This window comes from Paenibacillus sp. FSL H8-0104 (assembly GCF_038050215.1).
Classification (GTDB): Bacteria; Bacillota; Bacilli; order Paenibacillales; family Paenibacillaceae; genus Paenibacillus; species Paenibacillus amylolyticus.
Window position 1 is genome coordinate 6,054,212 of record NZ_JBBOTC010000001.1, and the last position, 24,402, is coordinate 6,078,613.

Here is a 24,402-nt window from a genome sequence, read left to right on the forward strand (position 1 = left end):
CGACATCGTTTTGTATCACGCCTTCTTCTCTACGCCTCTGTTAGAGTAAAGGGTAAATATATTCTGCTCCTCCTCGTCAAACCGTAGGTGAGGTTTTCCCTTATACGCTTTCCGATGTCCTTCACTCATTTACATGCAGATTACAATCGCGTTCTGAGTCCGAATTGAACGGTCAATAATTTTACTTCGCGTAATAAGCTTCTTCATCGAGCGCATTGTTGCTTCTTGGCATACCATTTTGTGAGTTGCTGAAAGATGTACCCGTCACGTTCAGTCATCTTCCTTTACCATTCAAATGATCTTTTATGCCCGATCCGCATCCTTCTTGGGGATATATTTGCACTTACGAGTTGCGAAGGTTAATGATTCTCTTTAAGAAGTTGATTACATTCGTGCACGAAGAATATTTCAAATGTGAGAATTACAAAAGGATACTCTTCCTAAGATACTTTATAATCTGATGGATTTTCGTCCAATGAATGACCGCAATTTACAATGAAAAAACACAAATAAGGTGGTTCTAATATTTAGAACCACCCTCCTGAAACATCAAAAAAGTCCTGATGACTTAGAGTCATCAGGACCATTATTTTGTCCATACTTTATTAGTTTACTGAATCTATTGATCAACCCGTTATCCATGTCATCCGACAATAAACTAATTTGTACAGAATACCTTACTCAACCGTTACACTTTTCGCCAGGTTACGTGGTTTATCTACATCATGACCCAGTGCCAGGGAAGCATAGTATGCTAGCAATTGCAGCGCAACTACAGACAAAGCAGGGCTAAGCAGTGGCAGCGTCTTAGGAATCGCAAACGCTTGGTCTACGGATTTCAGCAATGGTGCTACGTGCTCTTCATACGTAATTGCCAATACATCTGCGCCACGTGCTTTTACTTCCTTAATGTTGCTCACTGTTTTCTCAAGTACGTTCTCCTGCGTTGCCAGGGCAATAACAGGGATACCGTCTTCGATCAATGCAAGCGTACCATGTTTCAACTCACCCGCAGCATACGCCTCGGAGTGAATATAAGAGATCTCTTTCAGCTTCAAAGATCCTTCTTGAGCTACTGCATAGTCAAGACCACGGCCAATGAAGAAGAGATGTTCATGTTTGGAGATTTGCTCTGCATATCCTTTGATTGCTTCCGCTTGCTCCAACATGGATTCCACTTGCTCAGGCAATGCTTGCATTGCTGCCAGCGTGTGTTCAATCTCTTCTGCAGATTGAGTACCACGAACTTGTGCAAGGTACAGACCAAGCAAGTTAAACGCGATCAATTGCGAAGTATACGCTTTGGTAGAAGCTACTGCAATTTCAGGACCTGCCAATGTTGCGATAACATCATCTGCATCACGTGCAATGGAGCTACCCACTACGTTTGTGATTGCCAGTACATGTGCACCATTGGATTGTGCTTCACGCAATGCAGCAAGCGTATCGGCAGTTTCACCGGATTGGCTCACTACGATTACAAGTGTATCTTTGTGCACGATTGGGGAACGGTAGCGGTACTCGGAAGCCACATCTGTTTCAACCGGAATACGTACCAATTGCTCAATCACTGTACGTCCAACCAGGCCTGCATGGTACGCTGTACCACATGCAATGATTTGAACGTTACGGATATTTTTAATTTGTTCTTCAGTCATTTTCAACTCAGGAAGTTGAACTTTTTTGCCTTCATTATCGATGCGACCCAGCATAGTATCACGATATGCTTTTGGTTGCTCATGAATTTCTTTCAACATGAAGTGCTCAAATCCGCCTTTTTCTGCGGTTACAGCATCCCAATCGACACGAATCATTTCCCGAGAAATAAAGTTACCTTCAATCGTCATCAATTCGACAGCATCATGTGTCAATACAGCCATTTCACCATCATTCAGAATGTACACGTTACGTGTATGTTCCAGAATTGCCGGGATGTCGGAACCAATGAAGTTCTCGCCTTCACCAATACCAATAATCAATGGGCTTGCTTGACGCACAGCCACGAGTTTCTCAGGCTCATGCTCTGTCAATACACCCAGTGCAAATGCGCCACGCAACAACGTGATCACTTTTTGAACTGTTTTGACGATATCACCATTGTATTCACGTGCGATCAGGTGAGAGATAACCTCAGTATCTGTCTCGGAAGTGAACGTGTGACCTTGAGCCATCAATTCGTCCTTCAGATCCAGGTAGTTCTCAATAATACCGTTATGCACAACAGAGAACTTTTGGCTTCCATCCGTGTGTGGATGAGAGTTCTCATCCGATGGTTTACCATGAGTTGCCCAACGTGTGTGTCCGATTCCGGCATTACCTACCAGTGGTGCACCATCCAGCTTGGCTTCAAGATTCGCAAGACGACCAAGAGCTTTCGTGATTTGCAGACCTTCCGGTGTGAATACTGCGATACCTGCAGAATCATAACCACGATACTCGAGTTTCTTCAATCCTTCGACCAATACCGATTGAGTGTTCTTATTACCAATATATCCAACAATACCGCACATAATTTATTTCCTCCGTTTGTATATGAATACTGTGTCACGAAGAGAAACAGGCAGAGGCGGCATATCGGAAAAATGAGTGATTGCCTAGCGTTTCATGAATACTTGGTACTTATTCAATTATCAATGATCAGAGCGACCTCGTGTCGCCCCGCTGTCATCATAAGCTGTAATGAATGCAATCATGAATGTACATCATTTTCCCGTCCGCGTACTGTTTACGCTCTTCACGCACATTCATTTGAATTTTAGTTTAACTCTTGCACCTGCACCGGCGCGTTGTGTGGACAGTCACCTATCCATTTTCCGCAATCCGGTTTACGGCTCTGGTGCTTCACCGGGAGGTCCCCGCCGAACAATCCGAACACCTCCACCTCGTCAGCTTGATTGCCGTTGATCTTAATCAGCGTTCTTCAACCTAGAAGAAATCCTGATCAACATCATCCCGCGCAACTCCAAGCTCTGGCGCTTGTATAACTGTAACCTTACGTTCCTCACTTTCTGTGTCTGAATGACGACTCCACTCATTATATGCACGTCAGGTCCATTTTGCAATGGAGCAAAGTACCTGTGACAATTTTAGCATATTTACCTACAATCCCGACCGGATAAACAGACCTATGGTCTCATCAGGTCGGGACGCAGGAATATCCATGCATAAGTCCTAAATCATGTTATATTAAGCCTCTTACATCTTCCAGTCCTATACCAGCTCTTTTTGCACCACATCTGCGATTTGAGACACGAATTGTTCAAGTTCGTCTTTATCTGGTCCTTCCGCCATAACACGGATCAGAGATTCAGTACCTGAAGCACGAACGAGTACACGTCCATTATCCCCGAGTTGTTGTTCTACTGTAGCAATAGCTTGCTCGATTGCAGCATTGCCCTCGTATTTACTCTTATCTTCAACACGCACATTCACCAATACTTGTGGGTACTGGGTCATTAGCGCTTTTAGTTCACTCAGTTTTTTACCGGAAGCCTTGAGCGTATCCACGAGTTGAATCGCAGTCAGCATACCGTCTCCGGTTGTATTGTAATCCAGGAAAATAACATGGCCAGATTGTTCTCCACCCAAGTTGTAACCGCCGCGACGCATTTCCTCCATCACATAACGATCACCTACTGCCGTTTTAGCTGTTTTCAGTGCAAGTTTCTCTGTTGCTTTGTAGAATCCGATGTTACTCATAACGGTCGATACAACAGTACTGTCCTTCAACTTGCCTGCACGATTCATCGCATCACCACAGATACACAGAATGAAGTCTCCATCCACCTCAGCGCCTGTCTCATCAATAGCAATCAGACGATCCGCATCCCCGTCAAAAGCAAGACCCAGATCTGCTTTATGTTTGAGCACTTCTTGTTTCAGGTTCTCTGGATGAGTTGATCCACATTGCTCATTAATATTCAGGCCGTTAGGCTCAGCGCCAATGGCAATGACTTCTGCACCTAGTTCACTGAACAATTTTGGTGCCAGCTCATAAGCTGCTCCGTTTGCACAGTCCAAAACAATTTTAAGTCCAGAGAACGACTGATTTACAGTCGTTTTCAGGAAATCAAGGTAACGATAACGGGATTCTTCATCTGTCGTTACAGTACCCAGCCCGCCACCAACTGGCCGTGGCAATTGATCTGTCTCCGCATCCATCAGTTCTTCAATCCGGTTCTCTGTTTCATCAGACAGCTTGAAGCCATCTCCACCAAAGAACTTGATTCCGTTATCCTCAACCGGATTGTGGGAAGCCGAGATCATCACGCCCGCGTCAGCTTTCAACAAACGTGCAATATACGCCACTCCCGGAGTGGATACAACGCCCAGACGGATCACATCAGCGCCAATGGACAACAGACCTGCAACCAGTGCGGATTCCAACATCAATCCCGAGATACGAGTATCCATGCCGATAACCACTTTTGGTCTTTCCACACCACCTGCAAGCACATAACCACCACAACGTCCAATGCTGTAAGCCAGCTCTGCCGTTAACTCTTTATTGGCAACCCCTCTTACACCGTCTGTACCAAAATATTTCCCCATGATTTAACTCCTTCTATTCGCATCATATACGAGCACAATTATTATTTTTTTGAGAATTTTAAAATTAGAACGTTTACGGATTCGCGCCACTTTTACTGCCAGTACCGCTGTTATTATTATTTAAATTACCTCGACTGCTTGTGCTCCCCTGTTGACCCTGATCCTGAGTATCCGTATTCGATTCCGTTTCTTCTTCATCAGGAACAGGCTCTGTTTCCCCATTTTCAACCTCTGCTGGTGTTGGGTCAGGTGCTACCGTTCCCTCGTCCGTCGGTTCTTCGCCAGGAGTGGTCGTGGTATCTTCAGCCTTTTCGCTAATTTTGACCGTCGCACTCAATGCAGTGGATGATTCATCCAGTTTGGCATAACGGGGCAGGTCGGCTTCAAGCTTGATCTCATGCGTTCCGACCGCAAGTCCAGCAAGATCCCCAGTTAACGTGAGATCATCACTACTCAGACCCTCAAGCATACTTGCTGAGCCTGTAAGTGTGAGGTTCAGACCGCCGCTTCGAGGCGTAACCAGCGTCCCTTCCAGTCCATTCCCCGCACCGGTAAGTGTGATGGGGACGTTCGGAAAGACTTTGGTTGTCTCCTCTGCCTCGTCAAATGGTGATATGGTTACCTTGATCTGAATCGAACTAGGCTCGATTTTCTCAAAACCGGAAGGCGGCGTCAAGTCCACGTTAACTGTCGATGTACCCGACTGATCAAACTGTGTAAGATCAAGGGTTACTTGGTCGTAGGACTGTATACCTGCAAGCGCATCCTCTGATCCATAAACCGAGACTTCTTTCACGTTTGGCTCTACCGTGGAGAGTACCAGGCCTTCCGGAAGCTGTCCCGAATATTTGATTCTTAAGGGTACAGATGTATAGGGCTGATTGACCGGAACTCGGACTTCAACCGTTTGAGGCGTTATAATCGCATTTTCAAGGACCTTGCCTTCAGCATCGTATGCTTGAAGTTTCACTTTTTTCTGTATGACATCTTCCTTGGCATCTTTCACGCTCACACTGCCCTGGACCTTCGCTACAGCCTCGAGTTGCCCTTCGGGCAGAGTTACCTTAACCGGCGTCGAAGGTTCAGTTACGGGCGTTCCAGCGCTGTATCCGGCGGATGGTTCCCCTTCGGGTACAATATTCACATTGAAGGATTTGGTGCCCAATTTTTCTACGTTCACCGTAACCATGGAAGGTTCCATGCTGACCACTTCTACCCCGGAAGGCAAATCAGGTACAAGTGGCAGTGTATTGGACCCATCTTTCACCTGACTCAGATCGACCAGTACCTTGTAATCGTCATTCGTAAAAATCGATGTTAGCATCGAGCGCTGTCCTTTAATCTCCAGCCGGACCTCATCCGTACTTAATGAAGTGAGCACATAGCTGTTGCTGTCTAATCCATAAGGTTGAACAGGCACCGTACGTTCCACAACCTTGTTGGTTGTCCCTGTTGTAATCGTAGGGGTGGTTGGTACTTCATCCAGATGAATCATGAACCAGAGCAACAGGCTCACCGCAAGCGCAAGTATTTTGGCAAAGTTATTATTGTTAAACCACTTATCCATTGTTACGTCCTCCCTTCCGTTTCCAGAAGGTTGTCCAGCCATTCTTTTTCAGATTGGATGTAGGGCGCAACTCCTCATACAGTTTGGCAATCAGCGATTCTTCCTTAATATCACGAACGACCTGTCCATTCATTGCAAGTGACACTTGTCCAGTCTCCTCGGAGACAACCAAACAGATCGCATCTGCAACTTCGGTAATCCCGATTGCTGCACGGTGACGTGTTCCCAATTCCTTACTGATAAAAGGATTCTCTGATAATGGCAAATAACAAGCTGCCGCCGAAATCTGTTTTCCCTGTATAATAACGGCTCCATCATGGAGCGGTGTATTTGGAATAAAGATGTTAATCATCAGCTCCGAGCTGACCAGAGAATGCATCTTAATGCCCGATTCCGTGTAATCGTTCAGACCTGTTTCACGTTCAAATACGACCAAAGCGCCAATTTTACGCCGTGACAAATAATTAACTGACTTAATAATCTCACCAATTAACACGGTTAGTTCTTCATCACTCGCTGCCGCTGAACGTCCAAACAGCTTACCGCGTCCCAATTGCTCCAGACCACGACGTAGTTCCGGCTGAAAGATAATGAAGACCGCAACGACACCAAACGTAAACATCTGGTTCATTAACCATTTGAGCGTATACAAGTTTAGCCACGTACTTAATGCCCAGATCAGCACAAGGAACAGAATCCCTTTTAGGAGCTGAACCGCACGTGTCCCCCGCACAAGCAAAATCAGTTTGTACATAATATAGGTAACGATCAATATATCGATAACGTCCTTAATGGACTCTGTCCACGTTAAGTCAGCAAAATAATTCATAAGCCAGCCCCCGCTATCCCCATTGATGAGTAAACCCTGATCTCATATTAACCCATTAGGATTTTATATAATCCTTTGTCTCCGCATTTTTGCATTATTTGATTTGTGCAAAATGCTTATCTATATGTAGTAGTATGTTCTCTTTAGTATCTAGGTTATAACGTTAACGTTCAGGTTGCAAGTTACGGCAGTCTCAAACTGCACATAAACATCACATTTACCATTAATTACAAAGTTTGCGTATAAAAAAAGAGTACCCCATGCAATCTGGAGGTACCCTGCTTGGTATATACCATTGAAGAATTTTACCCTGTTCTAGCGATAAGCCACTTCATTTACCATATTGGTTATTTTGTACCAGAACCAGTCCAGCGCCTGATCAATACTTTTCACCTGACCTGAAATATGCGCCGTTGAAGCCTGAAACAGTTGTCCGTCGATAACCGTCAGATTGCCGTTCACATCACCATATACTTGTGCGGTTCCATTTTCTATCGTAAGATCGCCAGCAATTGACTTACCTTCAGGAACAATAACCGTGTTACCCTGAATCACGATCTGGTCCAGATTATTTCCCTTAACAACCATTTCGTTATTCTGATTCCAGAAATTCAAGGCGCTAAAGAGCATCACGACCAAAAAGAAGGCTGCCGCCGTCAGCGCGGGATGTCCTTTGACCCATTTGAGCCATGCTTGCTGTCTCTTGGGCTGGGGCAGAGCATTCATAATTCGATTGGTCAGCTCATCAGAGGCAGACGGTGAATAGTGTTTCATGGCAAAGAGTAACATTTCCGTCTGTTCCAACTCTTTAAAGCGCATGCGACAATCCGGACAGATCACAAGGTGACTTTTCAGTTCAACCTTCTGGGCCGGGGACAACGACTCATCCAAACATTCATGCATTAAAGAGACGGCCGAGTTGCAATCCATATGAGAGCCAATCCTTTCTTAAATCACTTAGTCCATGTGCCATTAAAAAGCACGCATAAGACTTGCATACATTACATACGCATCCGTTTCGGATATGTTTCAAATAATTTCGCCCATATTTAAAGGCGCTTAACATTTATAACTTATACTCCAATTTTTTACGTAGAAAATCACGGCCCCGATGAACGCGTGTCTTGATCGTTGTTACGGGCATACCTGTCACATCACTGATTTCCTGTAGCGACAAGTCCTGTAAATATCTCAGAATCATAACGGACTTATACTTGGCTGGCAAACTGTCAATGGCCTCACGAATGAGTGTCTGCGTTTCTGACAGGAGCGCTTCACTCTCCGGTGTACGATCATCACTCGGGAGCATCGCATAACCATCAGATCCTTCCTGATCATTCAGTTCAGCATCCAATGAGTATGAAGGTTTCTTTCTGCGCAGTCGGTCAATACACAGATTCGTTGCGATCCGGTAGATCCAGGTTGAGAACTTCTGGTTCGGATCGTACTTCTCCATATTACGAAACACACGCAAAAACGTCTCCTGCACAACGTCTTCAGCTTCATGACGATTGTTCAGCATCCGATATGCCAAATGAAATAGCTTGTCCTTATATAGTTCAACGATTTCTGCAAAGGCTCTCTGGTCGCCCTTGAGCACCAATTTAATAAGCCTGTTCTCCAAATTGTCCACCCTTATTCCCCCAGACATGCTGATGGGTCTTCCGTCTTCTGATACCCGTCCACACTTGTAATTCACCAATCAAATCGTAAATCAACTTTGGTCAAAAATCAAGACTGTATGACAAATATCCGCCAAAAACAGTAAAAACGGGAACTCCCGCAGGAGTCCCGTTTCATCTCTTACTCCGTAGAGCAGAGAATGGAGCTTTTTAGTTTATAAAGTAATGGGTACTTTGTTACATATAATCATCATTCACAACAAATTGATAATCAACCTGTATTACGAAGTCCTGCAGCGATTCCATTGATTGTCAGCAACACTTCTCTAAGCAGTTCCGTATCATCCTCACCACGTTCACGCATATCTCTGAGCTCGCTCAGAAGTTGAACCTGCATGTAGGACAACGGATCCACATAAGGGTTACGAAGGCGAATGGATTCTTGAATAACCGGTACATCATCCAGAATTTCAGCTTCTCCCGTAATTTTCAGAATCAGCTCTTTTGTGAGCTTGAATTCGGCTTCAATCTGACCGTAGATGCGATCACGGGCTTCCTTGTTCGAAGTCATGGCTGAATATTCTTTGGCAATGACCAGATCAGCCTTGGCTACGGCCATCTGTACCGTATCAATTAATGTACGGAAGAATGGGAAGCTTGCATACATTTCTTTCAGGACAACCAGATTTTCCTCTTTATCCTGATAGTAACTTTGCAATCCTGTTCCTGCCGCATACCATGCCGGAAGCAGATAACGACTTTGCGTCCAAGCAAATACCCAAGGAATTGCTCTCAGATCTTCAAACTTATCGCTATTTTTACGCTTGGATGGACGAGAACCAATATTCAGCTCACCAACCTCCGGAAGCGGCGTTGATTCTTTGAAGAAGGTGAAGAAGTCTGGATCACGGAAAATCAGATCCTGATATTTCGTCAGAGATACTTCCGAAATCTCTTTGATGATGCTGTCCCAATGACGTTCGGATGCTGACTCTTGCGGCTCAAGCCCATTAAGTGCTGCTGTGATTAGAGCCGAAGTTGCCTGCTCCAGACTGCGGTATGCAATCCCCTGAAGGGAATAACGGGAAGAAATAACCTCTCCCTGCTCCGTAATCTTGATGCCCCCACCAATCGTATGTGGTGGTTGAGCAAGAATACTGCGGTTGAGTGGCATGCCGCCACGTCCAAGAGCCCCGCCACGTCCATGGAAGAACTTCAGCTTAACGCCGTGTTCATTACCTACAGCCGTGATGGCATTCATCGCTACGCGCAGTTCCCAGTTGGCAGTAACCACGCCGCCATCCTTGTTACTGTCTGAATAACCAAGCATGATTTCATGCAGTTCATTCCGTCCTTTTACGCTTGCGCGGTATACAGGAAGGTTGAACAGCTTCTGCATAATGTCCGAAGCCGCATGTAGATCATCAATCGTTTCAAACAGCGGTACCGCTTGAAGTGTAGATACAACGTCACCATTGTGTCCTTTGGTGAATAATCCCACTTCCTTGGCAAATACCATAACCTCCAGCAAATCACTTGCGCCCTGCGTCATACTGATCAGGTAACTTGTGATACAGCCGTTCCCAAATTCGTTCTGGGCACGCTTAATGGTACGGAAGACATCCAGACATTCTTTGGTTCCCTCCGTGTATTGATGATAAGGAGAAGTAAGCGGACGTGGATCATCCAGCAAACGAGCAAGCAGATCGATTTTACCGTCTTCAGTCAGACGTGCATAATCCTCTACAATGTTCATTTTCGCCAAAATCTCCGACATCGCATTTTCATGTTCCTTACTGTGCTGACGCACATCCAATGCTGCGGTATGGAAACCAAACAACTCGACTTGACGAATCATTTTGCGAATGGTCGTATCTGCTACGTAATCCGCAAAATGATGGCGCAGACTTCGATCAATAATCATCAGTTCATCAATCAAATCCTGTGCGCTATGATAACGGTCAGGCTGACCTAATTTGTTTTCATCCAGTACATTGTTCAGCTTGGCAATCATATAAGCCAATTTGATGCGGTATGGCTCTTTTTCATTCCGCCAGATATCTACTTTTTTCAATGTAACAGAATTGCGATCCTGCTCAATCGACTGCACCAGCTCATCCGATACATGAATGATGTTTGTGCTGAAGCTGAGATGACCCATAAGTTCAATCATAATCCGTTGGTATTCACGCAAAGCGAGCTTGCGTTGCATCAACAACGTCTGCCATGTTACATCTGAAGTTACCGAAGGATTTCCATCCCGGTCTCCACCGATCCAGGAACCGAACCGCAAATACGTCGGCACATGCCAGTCATGGTCAGGATAAAATTTGTTCAGGCAACGTTCCAGCTCCTGATATACATCCGGAAGTACGTGGAACAACGTTTCGTGAAAGTAGTACATCCCGTTCCGCACTTCATCGAGTACAGTCGGTTTGCGGTCGCGAAGTTCATCTGTCTGCCAGAGTGTAATAACCTCATTCAGCAGTTTCTCACGCAACTGTTCACGTTCACGCAACGTCAGCGTAGGATTATCAAGAAGCATGACATCTTCAGATATCCGTTTATGGATGTCCAGAATAACCCGGCGCATGGCTTCGGTTGGGTGAGCTGTCATAACGAGTTCCAACGACAAATCGTCGAGAATCTCTTTCACCTCTGTATGAGACAATCCACGTTCCTTAAGATCCTGTACTGCTTTCTCAATCGATCCTGGCTGCACAGCGTTCCCTGCAGAACGTTCATAATCCCGTTTACGCCGGATCCGATGGTTTTGTTCAGCAATATTAACTAATTGAAAATAAATAGCGAAAGCCCGAATAACCTGATGACGATTGTCCGAGTCTAATTCCTGGATCATCGTTTTGAACTCTGCATACAGTTCTGGCAAAAATTCTGCACGTAACGATTTGCTCGTTTCCCGAATCTTCTCAACGATATCTAGAAGCTCCGTGCCGCCTTGATGGACAAGAACTTCTCCGAGTATATTGCCCAGGAACCGCACGTCTCTACGAAGCAGGTTGTTGGATTGGCTTTTGCTGGCGGTTACCATAGTTTCAGTCATGCTTATCCTCCCATCTGATCGTTCCATTCGTACACGTAAATTTGACACCTTCATAACATCATACAATAAAATGGTACGAAAATCTTTATTTTTCTACTAGAAAAAATGGGGATTATCCCCGATTTACAGCATAAAAACACGCTTTTTTATTCATTTTCTTGTTCTGCTTCATTTAATGGTCATATGCTGTCGCATGATACCTTTTTCACGTACTTTACATAAATCATATGTCTCATACCTATACTTAAAAATTCATAAATATACAGTTCTTTTAGATATGATCCCATGTACCTGATATTAAGGTTAAACCGCATAATTTCATTGTTTGAGAACAGATGATATACAAAGAAACATGACCGGCAAAGCAAGCTTTTGTATACTTTACCACAGTGACGCAATAAATTAAAGATGTAATTATAATTTTCTTCCCACTACAGTCTGCTTACTAGGCAAGTTTCTTATGTATGTTGTTATTCGATTGGACTCAAAGGTATATCTTAACAGACTATTTCTACATATTGTCCTTGTCTTCTTGGGCAGATTAATCTGTAGCTCTAACCAAAAAGGAGGAATTCAAATGATGAAGAAAGGTACTACAATTATTGCTTCCGTGCTTCTGGTGGCCGCGATGGCTGGCCCTGCTGCTGCTGATGGTCATATGTCCAAAGGAATGGATACAACCGGCTCACGTGTCCGGTCTTATCAGGACACCAACTACATGGACCGCACAAACACTAATTCCAACATGAATATGAACATGGATGGAAACTACCGCAACAATGGTGACTATCGTACCAACAGTGTTCGTGCAAACGCCACAACAACCGACCGTGACAACGGCATGGATTGGGGCTGGCTCGGTTTGCTGGGACTGCTTGGATTAGCTGGCATGCGTAAAAGAGTGACGGATCACAACGAACGTTAGATTGTACTCACGTCACGTTACAATAGCTGCTACGTCTTAGAAGCAGCTCATCGACAGAGATAAACAGAAGAGCCAAGACCTCCCTATTTGGATAGCAAAGGGGTCTTGGCACTTTTTTAAATGAACCTGTATTATACTTTACATAAATTATTATATAAAATAACTGCTGATTATTTCGTTAATAAAAATAAAAAAGCCTCTACATCTGCAAAGGCTCTTTCATTATGTCCTGTAAGCGGGTGATGGGAATCGAACCCACGCTATTAGCTTGGAAGGCTAAAGTTCTACCATTGAACTACACCCGCGTAAACAAAAATCGGGATGACACGATTTGAACATGCGACCCCCTGGTCCCAAACCAGGTGCTCTACCAAGCTGAGCTACATCCCGATACTAAAAAAATAATGGCGCGCCCTGAGAGATTCGAACTCCCGGCCTTTTGATTCGTAGTCAAACGCTCTATCCAGCTGAGCTAAGGGCGCAAAAATATTGGAGCGGAAGACGGGAATCGAACCCGCGACCCTCGCCTTGGCAAGGCGATGCTCTACCGCTGAGCCACTTCCGCAAATAAAGGATGCGCGTGGAGGGACTTGAACCCCCACGTCAAAGACGCTAGATCCTAAGTCTAGTGCGTCTGCCAATTCCGCCACACGCGCATATGATGGTGAGTCATGAAGGGCTCGAACCTTCGACACCCTGATTAAAAGTCAGGTGCTCTACCAACTGAGCTAATGACTCATACTAAAATGGCTGGGGATATAGGATTTGAACCTATGCATGACGGAGTCAAAGTCCGTTGCCTTACCGCTTGGCTAATCCCCAATAAAAATATGGTGGAGGCTGAGGGGATCGAACCCCCGACCCTCTGCTTGTAAGGCAGATGCTCTCCCAGCTGAGCTAAGCCTCCAACTATATGACCCGTAGGGGATTCGAACCCCTGTTACCTCCGTGAAAGGGAGGTGTCTTAACCCCTTGACCAACGGGCCCCATTTCCAAAGCTCTCAACCGGGATCGAACCGGTGACCTCATCCTTACCATGGATGCACTCTACCTACTGAGCTATGAGAGCAAATGGCTCCCCGAACAGGGCTCGAACCTGTGACAACTCGATTAACAGTCGAGTGCTCTACCAACTGAGCTATCAGGGAATAATATGCATTTGCAGGGCAAATGCAATTCATCGTACAACGTCCACATGCAGAGCCTGTTTTCTATGTATGATGAAAGAGTTCGCTTGGCGGCGTCCTACTCTCCCAGGACCCTGCGGTCCAAGTACCATCGGCGCTAGAGGGCTTAACGGTCGTGTTCGGGATGGGTACGTGTGGAACCCCTCCGCCATCGCCACCAAACGCGTAGCTTACATTTCAGAGTTCTTGTTCTCTGAAAACTAGATTCGAAACGAAACATGCGAATTACAACTTGCTATTGGATAAGCCCTCGACCGATTAGTACTGGTCAGCTCCATGCATTGCTGCACTTCCACCCCCAGCCTATCTACCTCGTCGTCTTCAAGGGGTCTTACATACTGGGAAATCTCATCTTGAGGGGGGCTTCACGCTTAGATGCTTTCAGCGTTTATCCCGTCCGTACATAGCTACCCAGCGGTGCTCCTGGCGGAACAACTGGTACACCAGCGGTACGTCCATCCCGGTCCTCTCGTACTAAGGACAGCTCCTCTCAAATTTCCTACGCCCACGACAGATAGGGACCGAACTGTCTCACGACGTTCTGAACCCAGCTCGCGTACCGCTTTAATGGGCGAACAGCCCAACCCTTGGGACCTACTTCAGCCCCAGGATGCGATGAGCCGACATCGAGGTGCCAAACCTCCCCGTCGATGTGGACTCTTGGGGGAGATAAGCCTGTTATCCCCAGGGTAGCTTTTATCCGTTGAGCGATGGCCCTTCCATGCGGTACCACCGGATCACTAAGCCCGACTTTCGTCCCTGCTCGACTTGTAGGTCTCGCAGTCAAGCTCCCTTATGCCTTTGCACTCTTCGAATGATTTCCAACCATTCTGAGGGAACCTTTGGGCGCCTCCGTTACTCTTTAGGAGGCGACCGCCCCAGTCAAACTGCCCACCTGACACTGTCCCCGCACCGGATTACGGTACCAGGTTAGAACCTAGATACGATCAGGGTGGTATCCCAACGTTGCCTCCACGCAAGCTGGCGCTCACGTTTCAAAGGCTCCCACCTATCCTGTACAGATCGTACCCAAATTCAATATCAAGCTGCAGTAAAGCTCCATGGGGTCTTTCCGTCTTGTCGCGGGTAACCTGCATCTTCACAGGTATTAAAATTTCACCGGATCTCTCGTTGAGACAGCGCCCAAGTCGTTACGCCATTCGTGCGGGTCAGAATTTACCTGACAAGGAATTTCGCTACCTTAGGACCGTTATAGTTACGGCCGCCGTTTACTGGGGCTTCGGTTCACAGCTTCGGATTGCTCCTAACCACTCCCCTTAACCTTCCAGCACCGGGCAGGCGTCAGCCCGTATACTTCGCCTTACGGCTTCGCACAGACCTGTGTTTTTGCTAAACAGTCGCTTGGGCCTTTTCACTGCGGCCCCCTCGTGCTATTCACACTACCGGGGCACCCCTTCTCCCGAAGTTACGGGGTCATTTTGCCGAGTTCCTTAACGAGAGTTCTTCCGCGCGCCTTAGAATACTCTTCTCGCCTACCTGTGTCGGTTTGCGGTACGGGCACCATCACCTGGCTAGAGGCTTTTCTTGGCAGTGTGAGATCATGACCTTCGCTACTATAATTTTCGCTCCCCATCACAGCTCAGCCTTACAATGTGCGGATTTGCCTACACATCAGCCTTACTGCTTAGACGGACATCCATCAGTCCGCGTCACTACCCTACTGCGTCCCCCCATTGCTCATAACGGCTTACGGTGGTACAGGAATTTCGACCTGTTGTCCTTCGACTACGCCTTTCGGCCTCGCCTTAGGTCCCGACTTACCCTGAGCGGACGAGCCTTCCTCAGGAACCCTTAGGCTTTCGGCGGATCAGATTCTCACTGATCTTTTCGTTACTCATACCGGCATTCTCACTTGTATAATGTCCAGCGCTCCTTACGGTACACCTTCAACCCTTATACAACGCTCCCCTACCCCTGATGCAAAGCATCAAGCCATAGCTTCGGTGGTGTGTTTAGCCCCGTTACATTTTCGGCGCAGAGTCACTCGACCAGTGAGCTATTACGCACTCTTTCAATGATGGCTGCTTCTAAGCCAACATCCTGGTTGTCTGTGCAACTCCACATCCTTTCCCACTTAACACACACTTGGGGACCTTAGCTGATGGTCTGGGCTGTTTCCCTTTTGACAATGGATCTTAGCACTCACTGTCTGACTCCCGGAAGTAAGTCTATGGCATTCGGAGTTTGACTGAGCTTGGTAACCCTTGCGGGCCCCGCACCCAATCAGTGCTCTACCTCCACGACTCTGTTTTCCGAGGCTAGCCCTAAAGCTATTTCGGGGAGAACCAGCTATCTCCGAGTTCGATTGGAATTTCTCCGCTACCCCCACCTCATCCCCGCATTTTTCAACATGCGTGGGTTCGGGCCTCCAGTGCGTGTTACCGCACCTTCACCCTGGACAGGGGTAGATCACCCGGTTTCGGGTCTACGTCCACGTACTCATTCGCCCTATTCAGACTCGCTTTCGCTGCGGCTCCGGCTCTTCACCTTAACCTTGCACGGGAACGTAACTCGCCGGTTCATTCTACAAAAGGCACGCCATCACCCCTAAAACGGGCTCTGACTTTTTGTAAGCACACGGTTTCAGGTTCTATTTCACTCCCCTTCCGGGGTGCTTTTCACCTTTCCCTCACGGTACTGCTTCACTATCGGTCGCTAGGAAGTATTTAGCCTTGGCAGATGGTCCTGCCGGATTCATACGGGGTTTCACGTGCCCCGCACTACTCGGGATCCGTCTCGGAGGGAACCAACTTTCAACTACAGGGCTTTTACCTTCTTTGGCGGGCCTTTCCAGACCTCTTCGCTTAACCGGTTCCTTTGTAACTCCATGTGAGACGTCCCACAACCCCAAAGAGCAAGCTCTTTGGTTTGGGCTTCTCCGCGTTCGCTCGCCGCTACTGACGGAATCACTATTGTTTTCTCTTCCTCAGGGTACTTAGATGTTTCAGTTCCCCTGGTATGCCTCTACATAACCTATGTATTCAGTTATGAGTAACTGGAAATTACCCCAGCTGGGTTTCCCCATTCGGACACCCCCGGATCAAAGCTTGCTTACAGCTCCCCGAGGCAGTTTCGTTGTTCGCCACGTCCTTCATCGGCTCCTAGCGCCTAGGCATCCTCCGTGTGCTCTTAGTAGCTTAACCATTTTGTTCCGGTTTCGGTCGCTCGCTTCCCTTGGTTTGGACTACGTCCAAATCCAAAAGTCGCTCTCACCCGATACCATCACAAAAGCAATTTGACTACCGTTTTTATTGAAACTTGTTTAACACAAGTTCAGCTAAAAAGGAATGTTCTAATTCGCGTTTGTTTCGTTTCGATATCTAGTTTTCAAAGAACAAACTTGTAAAACATTTTTGGTGGAGCCAAGCGGGATCGAACCGCTGACCTCCTGCTTGCAAGGCAGGCGCTCTCCCAGCTGAGCTATGGCCCCATATAAAGTTTAAAAGTATAGATGGTGGGCCCTGGTGGACTCGAACCACCGGCCTCACCCTTATCAGAGGTGCGCTCTAACCAACTGAGCTAAGGGCCCACATTACATATACTATTTGAACCCAAAATGGGTTACGCTTGGCGGCGTTCTACTCTCCCAGGACCCTGCGGTCCAAGTACCATCGACGCTGAAGGGCTTAACGGTCGTGTTCGGGATGGGAACGTGTGGAACCCCTTCGCTATCGCCACCAAACGTTTGAGAGTTTAAGCTCTCAAAACTGAGCAACGAGTGAGTTGCTTGTGCTCTTCAGTTCATCCACACCGAAGTGACGGACCGAAATGAATCGCTGTTGCAGGTTCTAAGAACCTGCGTATTTGAATGTTTCCGTTGCAGGAAACGATTCTCCATAGAAAGGAGGTGATCCAGCCGCACCTTCCGATACGGCTACCTTGTTACGACTTCACCCCAATCATCTATCCCACCTTCGGCGGCTGGCTCCTTGCGGTTACCCCACCGACTTCGGGTGTTATAAACTCTCGTGGTGTGACGGGCGGTGTGTACAAGACCCGGGAACGTATTCACCGCGGCATGCTGATCCGCGATTACTAGCAATTCCGACTTCATGCAGGCGAGTTGCAGCCTGCAATCCGAACTGAGACCGGCTTTGTTGGGATTGGCTCCATCTCGCGATTTCGCAGCCCGTTGTACCGGCCATTGTAGTACGTGTGTAGCCCAGGTCATAAGGGGCATGATGATTTGACGTCATCCCCACCTTCCTCCGGTTTGTCACCGGCAGTCTATCTAGAGTGCCCACCCGAAGTGCTGGCAACTAAATATAAGGGTTGCGCTCGTTGCGGGACTTAACCCAACATCTCACGACACGAGCTGACGACAACCATGCACCACCTGTCTTGAATGTTCCGAAGAAAAGGTACATCTCTGCACCGGTCATTCAGATGTCAAGACCTGGTAAGGTTCTTCGCGTTGCTTCGAATTAAACCACATACTCCACTGCTTGTGCGGGTCCCCGTCAATTCCTTTGAGTTTCAGTCTTGCGACCGTACTCCCCAGGCGGAGTGCTTAATGTGTTAACTTCGGCACCAAGGGTATCGAAACCCCTAACACCTAGCACTCATCGTTTACGGCGTGGACTACCAGGGTATCTAATCCTGTTTGCTCCCCACGCTTTCGCGCCTCAGCGTCAGTTACAGCCCAGAGAGTCGCCTTCGCCACTGGTGTTCCTCCACATATCTACGCATTTCACCGCTACACGTGGAATTCCACTCTCCTCTTCTGCACTCAAGTCACCCAGTTTCCAGTGCGATCCGGGGTTGAGCCCCGGGATTAAACACCAGACTTAAATGACCGCCTGCGCGCGCTTTACGCCCAATAATTCCGGACAACGCTTGCCCCCTACGTATTACCGCGGCTGCTGGCACGTAGTTAGCCGGGGCTTTCTTCTCAGGTACCGTCACCTTGAGAGCAGTTACTCTCCCAAGCGTTCTTCCCTGGCAACAGAGCTTTACGATCCGAAAACCTTCATCACTCACGCGGCATTGCTCCGTCAGGCTTTCGCCCATTGCGGAAGATTCCCTACTGCTGCCTCCCGTAGGAGTCTGGGCCGTGTCTCAGTCCCAGTGTGGCCGATCACCCTCTCAGGTCGGCTACGCATCGTCGCCTTGGTGAGCCGTTACCTCACCAACTAGCTAATGCGCCGCAGGCCCATCCCCAAGTGACAGATTGCTCCGTCTTTCCAGTTTCCTTCAGGCGAAGAAAACAATTATTCGGTATTAGCTACCGTTTCCGGTAGTTGTCCCAAACTTGAGGGCAGGTTGCCTACGTGTTACTCACCCGTCCGCCGCTAAGTATCAAGGAAGCAAGCTTCCTATCAACTCCGCTCGACTTGCATGTATTAGGCATGCCGCCAGCGTTCGTCCTGAGCCAGGATCAAACTCTCCAATAAAGTATTGAAAAGAGCGATAAGCTCATTTTGAATCTGACGAGATTAAAAATCTCATTTGTGCTCCAGTCGATTCAAGCCAAGGCTTGTTTCAAACATTCGCGTTCATTCTGCAAGCAGAATGTTTACTCACTCGTTGTTCAGTTTTCAAAGATCAAACATTCAATTTAGTGCTGTTTTTCATGTTGTCGTCGTTTCAGCGGCGACTTTTATAATATATCATGTTGAAGTTCTCTTTGCAAGCATTATTTTTTCGATTATTTTCAATCGCTTTATTTTCATGCTTGTTTCCGTGAACCGCTCCTAAAAAAGGAACGAAAATTAATTTACCATATGAAATTAGAAAGGTCAACCCTTTTTCGACAAAAAGTATGAACCCCTCAGCAATTTCACATTCTCATAGTTCAGAGGTACAGCACCCGCTATGAAGAGCCGCACCTCCCTTCCACTACTGTAAATCGAATATATGACCAGCTTCAGCATTATGGCTTCGACTTTTTCAGCTTCCCACCTCTGGCGTACTTGGACAACTCTTTTGGCGGGGCAAAGCGTGCATACATGCGGAACACAGTCTTATATCGGCTCGCGATAGCATATTTGATCTCTTGGTCAAGACGATTATCACTTAGATCGAAAAGCATCTCATCTAATTCTTTACGCAGCACATAGTCTAGTTCCTTGCATTCCTTCTCGTTAAACAACATACCCAGCATTAGAGTTCTCCTTTTTGTGCATAGCCTCTTTATCACACTTACACAAGTTTCATGCAACACCCCGTGCATTCTCGCTTTTGTGGGTGCTGCTGAAACCCGTTTTATTGTTATGGTCAACTTTCTGAAAATTTATGAATGCCAACCATCACAAAATTTTATCCTCTCACCAGAGTATACGTAAGTGTGCTTTCGATGATTGCTGCAACAAGAAGCAAGATGACAACCCAAAAGGATGCCGTTAGCGTCCTATTCATGAATGCTCTCCACCGGGTACCCATCGTATTTCGCTTGTCACTTCCAAGTTGTGCAAGGCTTTTGATAACCAGACCACCAAACTTCAGTCCGAAGGCGCAAGCAATAATAATGACCGGAATCTCAATAATGCCATGCGGGAGTAAACCTTTAACCACAATATCATAGAAGCTTGCTCCATAATTCATCGTGGTGTGCACCACAAATCCAAGGACCATCCCATTGATCAGCAGGAAGATGACAGGCAGAATTCCGAAGAATATACCGGCATAGATGACAAGTACACTTTTGATGGCATTATTGAAAAAGATGAACAGGAAGAAGTTCCATTGCACATTGCCCCCCTGCTCCAGCCGTTCACTGACTTCACGTAATCCTCCGATTTGGTTCAATAACAGTTCTTCCAGCGGCCCTGTACTCACCCACCCTGCCCCTATACCAACAGCAAACAAAACTACGGACCAGATTAATGCACTGCGGATGGCACCAAGATCTCTAAGAAATGTACTGAATTTTAACATAATAACCTCCTGTAGAATCTAAAATGATGGACAAACAAGGATCAGTGACGAATAACTGGGCAGTACGAGCATACATTGGAGAGTAAACAAGCATTTCTTATGGGAGAGGGGCGCTTATTGAAATGAACTCGTTCTATGTATTTAGCGGCAAAAAGATTAAACGGTACCTGATTGTCCTCGTTGCTGCCATCTTTGCGATCGGTATTATCTACCTGGAGAGAGGCAATGTCTCCGTATTCTCGGAGGAAGCACCATCAGCCGTCTACAGCGTTCCAACCGAGAAGAAGGTAATCGCACTTACCTTTGACATTAGCTGGGGGGATAAACGGACAGAGCCGATTCTGAAAGTTCTTCAGGAGAATAAAGTGCATAAGGCAACCTTTTTCCTTTCCTCCCCCTGGAGCAAGACACACCCCGAAATTGTTACTGCCATCAAAGAGGCAGGATATGAAATTGGCAGCCATGGTCACAGACATGAGAACTACAGCAGCCTGACTGAAGAAGAAATTCGCAAAGAAATTTCGACAGCTCATAGCATTTTAACCGATTTAACGGGAAAAGAACCGAAATTACTACGTCTGCCCAACGGGGACTTTGACAAGCGAGTGCTTCAGGTAGCCAATAGTCTGAATTATCAGGTTGTGCAGTGGGATACCGACTCCTTGGATTGGAAAAACCCTGGTGTACAGACCATTGTTGATCGCGTAGTAAGCAAAGCACATCCGGGTGACATCGTACTGCTGCATGCAAGCGATTCTTCTAAACAAACTCATGAGGCACTCCCTGTCATTATCGACAAATTAAAAAACCAGGGCTATGAATTCGTTACCGTCTCGGAACTGCTGAACCATTCTAGTGTCGAGGGCAAAGAAGTTCGTGACCAAGCCAGCGGTCAATGATTACTCAATTATGAGCTATAGCTCAAATAGGTGCGTAAAAGTTGAAAAGAGCTAACCAGGTTAGCTCTTTTTGGTATGTTTTTTATGCAAAATGCATTCTATGCTCGGCTTTCTTTCAACTGTTCTGCCTTTCCACTTACACTCCGGTTCGTCGATACATCCACCAGCCTGTGCAATATCAGCATTTGGTATGCATTACATAGGAGCAAAGGAACCACAATAAATATGGTTGCAGCATTCACATCAATACGTAATACGCCGATCGTCTCCACTATGGTGACGGCAATCATGAAAAAAAGTGTAGGTACAAGCGCAGAGATATGAGTCAGCTTTACTTTAACGTAAGCGGTAACAATTGCAGCTGCCAAAATAATGATACCTAACACAATATCCGATATACGCTCTCGGTCTCCCCCAACAAACAGGCGTAAAAACATCACGTCAAGCAGGGCTAACACCGTTAGTACAATCTGCACGATCTGCCAACCGCGCTTTGGAAATACACCTTTACCCATATAATTCAATATCAGATATGCAAAGAAACCCATTTGTGAATACACGCTGATCATAACCCCTGATCCAAATAAGATCAAAAGATACAGAAGAAAATCATTCAATCCATTTGTTTTCTCCCCGTTCACCAGCATCATAATCAATCCTGTACCCAATGCTCCCGCGGCCCCAATAAGCAAGGCTGTCCAAAACAGGAAAAACCATCTACGTAAATTCAAATGTTTTCCACCCCCGAGTGTTTATTTTACCAACCTTCTCAGCAAAAAACCATCATTGCTCAACATATTTCCCCCTTTCCCATCACATACTACATCCAGTATCTAATCAAGGAGGGATTGTACACATGAAACGGCCTTTGTGGCAGCTATGCTGTGTCGTACTGGGGCTATCCGTCATGCTTGCCGGCTGCGGTTCAGATCAGAGTTCTTCGCCTCCTCAGGGCAGTTATAAAGAGATGAAAACAATGGTTGTAGATATTTTAAAAAGTGACGAAGGCAAGAAAGCGGTGGAGGAAGCTCTTACAGGTCAAAGCTCATCCAGCGGAAGCAGCGGTTCTGAAGAAGGTGGCGGTTCGGGTGGTGCTTCAGGATCCATTGGTATGAAAATGTTAATGCCTGTGCAATCTTCGGAACAAATACGTATTGCAGTAAAAGATACCATCACAGCTCCCGAATATAAGAAGGAATTCGAAAAGATCATGACCGATCCGCAGTTTGCGGGTGAATTTGCCAAAGTGATCAACGCACAAAGTAAACAACTTCATATGCAATTGATTAAAGATCCCACATATCAAAAGTCTGTTGAAGACATCATGAAGTCACCTGAGGTATCCAAGATGTTCATGGATATGACGAAGACTCCCGATTATCGTAAACAGACGATGACTGTCATGCAGGAAGTGATGCAAAACCCGTTGTTCCGTATGGAAGTACTCACTTTGCTTAAAAAGGTTGTGCAGGAGGAATTACAACCCAAAGTAGAAAGTGGCGGACAACAGGGGCAAGAGCAAGGCGGACAGCAAGAGGGTCAGGGCGAAGGTGGTGGTGATGGCGGAGATGGTGGAAGCAGTGGAGATTCGGGCGGCGGATCATAAACAGTAGGTGTAAATACGCACCACAGATACTGAAAAGCCTGCATCCAAATGGACGCAGGCTTTATTTGTATTTATAACACTCATACCATTAGAATTTGGAGTCAATGGACCGGGCAACTTCATCGTAGATAGCCCCTATACGGGAATCTGCTTTGTAAACCGAAGGTGAGAAATCAGGCTCGGAAGGATGATTATCCGGCGTGCCTAATGGAATCTGGGCAAGCAGGCTTGTATGCAGACTTTCCGCAAGTCTTCCCCCGCCTCCACGGCCAAAGACATAATCCTTCTCTCCGCAACTGCCGCACTCATAATAAGCCATATTCTCAACCACACCAAGTAACTCATGATCGGTTTGAATGGCCATCGCACCCGCACGTGCTGCGACAAAAGCTGCCGTTGCATGCGGCGTGGTAACGATGATTTCCTTACTCTGTGGCAACATCTGATGCACATCCAAAGCAACATCTCCCGTACCTGGTGGCAAATCCAGTAATACATAATCCAATTCGCCCCACTGGACATCCGTAAAGAATTGACGAAGCATCCGACCTAGCATGGGTCCACGCCAGATTACCGGGTTGTTCTCCCGAATAAAGAAGCCCATCGACATGACTTTGACGCCAAAACGTTCAACCGGTTGAATAACACCATCTTCAACGACCGGATATTCTTCAATCCCCATCATGTCGGGTACACTGAAGCCATAGATATCCGCATCAATTAAGCCCACTTTCTTGCCTTGACGTGCCAAGGCTGCAGCCAGATTAACGGTTACCGTTGATTTACCAACGCCACCTTTACCACTGGCCACAGCAATAAAACGAACACCTGATTCAGGACTTAACAGCTCATGTCCATCCAGACCCGCTGCGTGACCTTTTACGAGCACTTCGTCCCGATCTGGCTCATTATCGGGTTGTCCCATATTCAGGCTCTCACGATCATGCTCAGAAGCTGCACGCACACGAATATGTACATCCTTCAGTCCGTGCTGGGACAACAGATTACGCGCTGCATCACTCAAGGCTGTTGTGTCCTCAGGTCGATTTTCCAGTGTCACTATGGTCAGAGCCACATGATTTTCTTTCACCATAATATCTCGAAACCATTCCAGTTCGGTCAGACTTACTCCCAATTGTGGTTCTTGTAATGGCTGTAATAGTTCAAGTATCTGTTCTTTTGATAACATCAGACAGCACCTCAGCTTTATCTATTGGCATGTAATTAGGTATGCTGATCCAATTATATCATTACC

The 24,402-nt window shown here is 46.7% G+C and carries 14 protein-coding genes, 13 tRNA genes and 4 rRNA genes; 3 read left to right on the forward strand and 28 right to left on the reverse strand.

What is annotated here, in order from left to right:
* Nucleotides 1-677: 677 nt before the first annotated feature.
* The 7 genes from glmS to ppc form a co-directional block, all read right to left on the reverse strand.
* Nucleotides 678-2,510 carry a glutamine--fructose-6-phosphate transaminase (isomerizing) gene (gene glmS / locus NST38_RS26625; protein WP_036668148.1) on the reverse strand — a complete coding sequence of 611 codons (1,833 nt, stop codon included), beginning with the start codon at nt 2,508-2,510 and terminating at the stop codon, nt 678-680.
* A 700-nt stretch (nt 2,511-3,210) separates the two neighbouring features.
* Nucleotides 3,211-4,551 carry a phosphoglucosamine mutase gene (glmM, locus tag NST38_RS26630; protein ID WP_341344187.1) on the reverse strand — a complete coding sequence of 447 codons (1,341 nt, stop codon included), beginning with the start codon at nt 4,549-4,551 and terminating at the stop codon, nt 3,211-3,213.
* 73 nt (nt 4,552-4,624) lie between these two features.
* On the reverse strand, nt 4,625-6,118 hold the full coding sequence (locus NST38_RS26635) for a CdaR family protein (RefSeq protein ID WP_076328833.1): 1,494 nt from the start codon (nt 6,116-6,118) through the stop codon (nt 4,625-4,627).
* Nucleotides 6,111-6,947, reverse strand: coding sequence for a diadenylate cyclase CdaA (gene cdaA / locus NST38_RS26640; RefSeq protein ID WP_017692119.1), 837 nt, complete (start codon nt 6,945-6,947; stop codon nt 6,111-6,113). The genes NST38_RS26635 and cdaA overlap by 8 nt, the downstream gene beginning before the upstream one ends.
* A 315-nt stretch (nt 6,948-7,262) precedes the next feature.
* The gene (locus NST38_RS26645) at nt 7,263-7,877 is read right to left on the reverse strand and encodes a zf-HC2 domain-containing protein (RefSeq protein WP_036614042.1); all 615 of its coding nucleotides are present in this window, start codon (nt 7,875-7,877) and stop codon (nt 7,263-7,265) included.
* Between the two features lie 136 nt (nt 7,878-8,013).
* Nucleotides 8,014-8,580 (reverse strand): RNA polymerase sigma factor SigW, encoded by a 567-nt coding sequence (gene sigW, locus NST38_RS26650; RefSeq protein ID WP_036614044.1) that lies wholly within the window; start codon nt 8,578-8,580, stop codon nt 8,014-8,016.
* A 260-nt stretch (nt 8,581-8,840) separates the two neighbouring features.
* Nucleotides 8,841-11,633 (reverse strand): phosphoenolpyruvate carboxylase, encoded by a 2,793-nt coding sequence (ppc, locus tag NST38_RS26655; protein WP_341344188.1) that lies wholly within the window; start codon nt 11,631-11,633, stop codon nt 8,841-8,843.
* Nucleotides 11,634-12,210: 577 nt separating this feature from the next.
* Here ppc and NST38_RS26660 point away from each other — a divergent pair.
* Nucleotides 12,211-12,558, forward strand: coding sequence for a WGxxGxxG family protein (locus NST38_RS26660; RefSeq protein WP_076254974.1), 348 nt, complete (start codon nt 12,211-12,213; stop codon nt 12,556-12,558).
* 234 nt (nt 12,559-12,792) lie between these two features.
* Here NST38_RS26660 and NST38_RS26665 read toward each other — a convergent pair.
* The 19 genes from NST38_RS26665 to NST38_RS26755 form a co-directional block, all read right to left on the reverse strand.
* Nucleotides 12,793-12,863, reverse strand: a tRNA-Gly gene (locus NST38_RS26665).
* An 11-nt stretch (nt 12,864-12,874) separates the two neighbouring features.
* A tRNA-Pro gene (locus NST38_RS26670) sits at nt 12,875-12,948 on the reverse strand.
* 15 nt (nt 12,949-12,963) lie between these two features.
* Nucleotides 12,964-13,040 (reverse strand) — tRNA-Arg (locus tag NST38_RS26675).
* 8 nt (nt 13,041-13,048) lie between these two features.
* A tRNA-Gly gene (locus NST38_RS26680) sits at nt 13,049-13,123 on the reverse strand.
* Nucleotides 13,124-13,133: 10 nt separating this feature from the next.
* Nucleotides 13,134-13,214 (reverse strand) — tRNA-Leu (locus NST38_RS26685).
* Nucleotides 13,215-13,220: 6 nt separating this feature from the next.
* Nucleotides 13,221-13,296: transfer RNA gene (locus NST38_RS26690), tRNA-Lys, on the reverse strand.
* Nucleotides 13,297-13,305: 9 nt separating this feature from the next.
* Nucleotides 13,306-13,380: transfer RNA gene (locus tag NST38_RS26695), tRNA-Gln, on the reverse strand.
* A gap of 9 nt (nt 13,381-13,389) precedes the next feature.
* Nucleotides 13,390-13,465, reverse strand: a tRNA-Val gene (locus tag NST38_RS26700).
* Nucleotides 13,466-13,472: 7 nt separating this feature from the next.
* Nucleotides 13,473-13,544 (reverse strand) — tRNA-Glu (locus NST38_RS26705).
* A gap of 10 nt (nt 13,545-13,554) precedes the next feature.
* Nucleotides 13,555-13,627 (reverse strand) — tRNA-Thr (locus NST38_RS26710).
* A gap of 3 nt (nt 13,628-13,630) precedes the next feature.
* Nucleotides 13,631-13,706 (reverse strand) — tRNA-Asn (locus NST38_RS26715).
* An 84-nt stretch (nt 13,707-13,790) separates the two neighbouring features.
* Nucleotides 13,791-13,907, reverse strand: a 5S ribosomal RNA gene (gene rrf, locus NST38_RS26720).
* A 76-nt stretch (nt 13,908-13,983) separates the two neighbouring features.
* A 23S ribosomal RNA gene (locus tag NST38_RS26725) occupies nt 13,984-16,909 on the reverse strand.
* Nucleotides 16,910-17,120: 211 nt separating this feature from the next.
* Nucleotides 17,121-17,196, reverse strand: a tRNA-Ala gene (locus NST38_RS26730).
* Between the two features lie 22 nt (nt 17,197-17,218).
* Nucleotides 17,219-17,295: transfer RNA gene (locus NST38_RS26735), tRNA-Ile, on the reverse strand.
* A 36-nt stretch (nt 17,296-17,331) separates the two neighbouring features.
* A 5S ribosomal RNA gene (gene rrf / locus NST38_RS26740) occupies nt 17,332-17,448 on the reverse strand.
* 158 nt (nt 17,449-17,606) lie between these two features.
* Nucleotides 17,607-19,159 (reverse strand): 16S ribosomal RNA (locus tag NST38_RS26745).
* The 16S, 23S and 5S rRNA genes sit together here with 13 tRNA genes alongside, the layout of an rRNA operon.
* Nucleotides 19,160-19,638: 479 nt before the next feature.
* Nucleotides 19,639-19,869, reverse strand: coding sequence for a hypothetical protein (locus NST38_RS26750; protein WP_017692114.1), 231 nt, complete (start codon nt 19,867-19,869; stop codon nt 19,639-19,641).
* A 155-nt stretch (nt 19,870-20,024) separates the two neighbouring features.
* Nucleotides 20,025-20,642, reverse strand: coding sequence for a stage II sporulation protein M (locus NST38_RS26755; RefSeq protein WP_338707116.1), 618 nt, complete (start codon nt 20,640-20,642; stop codon nt 20,025-20,027).
* Between the two features lie 122 nt (nt 20,643-20,764).
* Between NST38_RS26755 and pdaB the strand changes: the two genes are divergently transcribed.
* The gene (gene pdaB / locus NST38_RS26760) at nt 20,765-21,541 is read left to right on the forward strand and encodes a polysaccharide deacetylase family sporulation protein PdaB (RefSeq protein ID WP_341344189.1); all 777 of its coding nucleotides are present in this window, start codon (nt 20,765-20,767) and stop codon (nt 21,539-21,541) included.
* A 98-nt stretch (nt 21,542-21,639) separates the two neighbouring features.
* Here the strand turns inward: pdaB and NST38_RS26765 are convergent, their stop codons facing one another.
* Nucleotides 21,640-22,272: a KinB-signaling pathway activation protein gene (locus NST38_RS26765; RefSeq protein ID WP_047841115.1), complete on the reverse strand. Its 633-nt coding sequence runs from the start codon at nt 22,270-22,272 to the stop codon at nt 21,640-21,642.
* A 125-nt stretch (nt 22,273-22,397) separates the two neighbouring features.
* Here NST38_RS26765 and gerD point away from each other — a divergent pair, with 125 nt between their 5' ends.
* The gene (gene gerD / locus NST38_RS26770; RefSeq protein ID WP_076254717.1) at nt 22,398-23,147 is read left to right on the forward strand and encodes a spore germination lipoprotein GerD; all 750 of its coding nucleotides are present in this window, start codon (nt 22,398-22,400) and stop codon (nt 23,145-23,147) included.
* Between the two features lie 88 nt (nt 23,148-23,235).
* Here the strand turns inward: gerD and NST38_RS26775 are convergent, their stop codons facing one another.
* The gene (locus NST38_RS26775) at nt 23,236-24,336 is read right to left on the reverse strand and encodes an Mrp/NBP35 family ATP-binding protein (RefSeq protein WP_076254719.1); all 1,101 of its coding nucleotides are present in this window, start codon (nt 24,334-24,336) and stop codon (nt 23,236-23,238) included.
* Nucleotides 24,337-24,402 lie beyond the last annotated feature (66 nt).

Bases quoted from the DNA above. Each gene is read 5' to 3' on its own strand.
- glmM (WP_341344187.1), bottom strand. From the start codon at position 4,551: ATGGGGAAATATTTTGGTACAGACGGTGTAAGAGGGGTTGCCAATAAA.
- NST38_RS26645 (WP_036614042.1), bottom strand. From the start codon at position 7,877: ATGGATTGCAACTCGGCCGTCTCTTTAATGCATGAATGTTTGGATGAG.
- NST38_RS26755 (WP_338707116.1), bottom strand. From the start codon at position 20,642: ATGTTAAAATTCAGTACATTTCTTAGAGATCTTGGTGCCATCCGCAGT.
- NST38_RS26635 (WP_076328833.1), bottom strand. From the start codon at position 6,118: ATGGATAAGTGGTTTAACAATAATAACTTTGCCAAAATACTTGCGCTT.
- NST38_RS26750 (WP_017692114.1), bottom strand. From the start codon at position 19,869: ATGCTGGGTATGTTGTTTAACGAGAAGGAATGCAAGGAACTAGACTAT.
- pdaB (WP_341344189.1), top strand. From the start codon at position 20,765: ATGAACTCGTTCTATGTATTTAGCGGCAAAAAGATTAAACGGTACCTG.
- ppc (WP_341344188.1), bottom strand. From the start codon at position 11,633: ATGACTGAAACTATGGTAACCGCCAGCAAAAGCCAATCCAACAACCTG.
- cdaA (WP_017692119.1), bottom strand. From the start codon at position 6,947: ATGAATTATTTTGCTGACTTAACGTGGACAGAGTCCATTAAGGACGTT.
- gerD (WP_076254717.1), top strand. From the start codon at position 22,398: ATGAAACGGCCTTTGTGGCAGCTATGCTGTGTCGTACTGGGGCTATCC.
- NST38_RS26660 (WP_076254974.1), top strand. From the start codon at position 12,211: ATGATGAAGAAAGGTACTACAATTATTGCTTCCGTGCTTCTGGTGGCC.
- glmS (WP_036668148.1), bottom strand. From the start codon at position 2,510: ATGTGCGGTATTGTTGGATATATTGGTAATAAGAACACTCAATCGGTA.
- NST38_RS26775 (WP_076254719.1), bottom strand. From the start codon at position 24,336: ATGTTATCAAAAGAACAGATACTTGAACTATTACAGCCATTACAAGAA.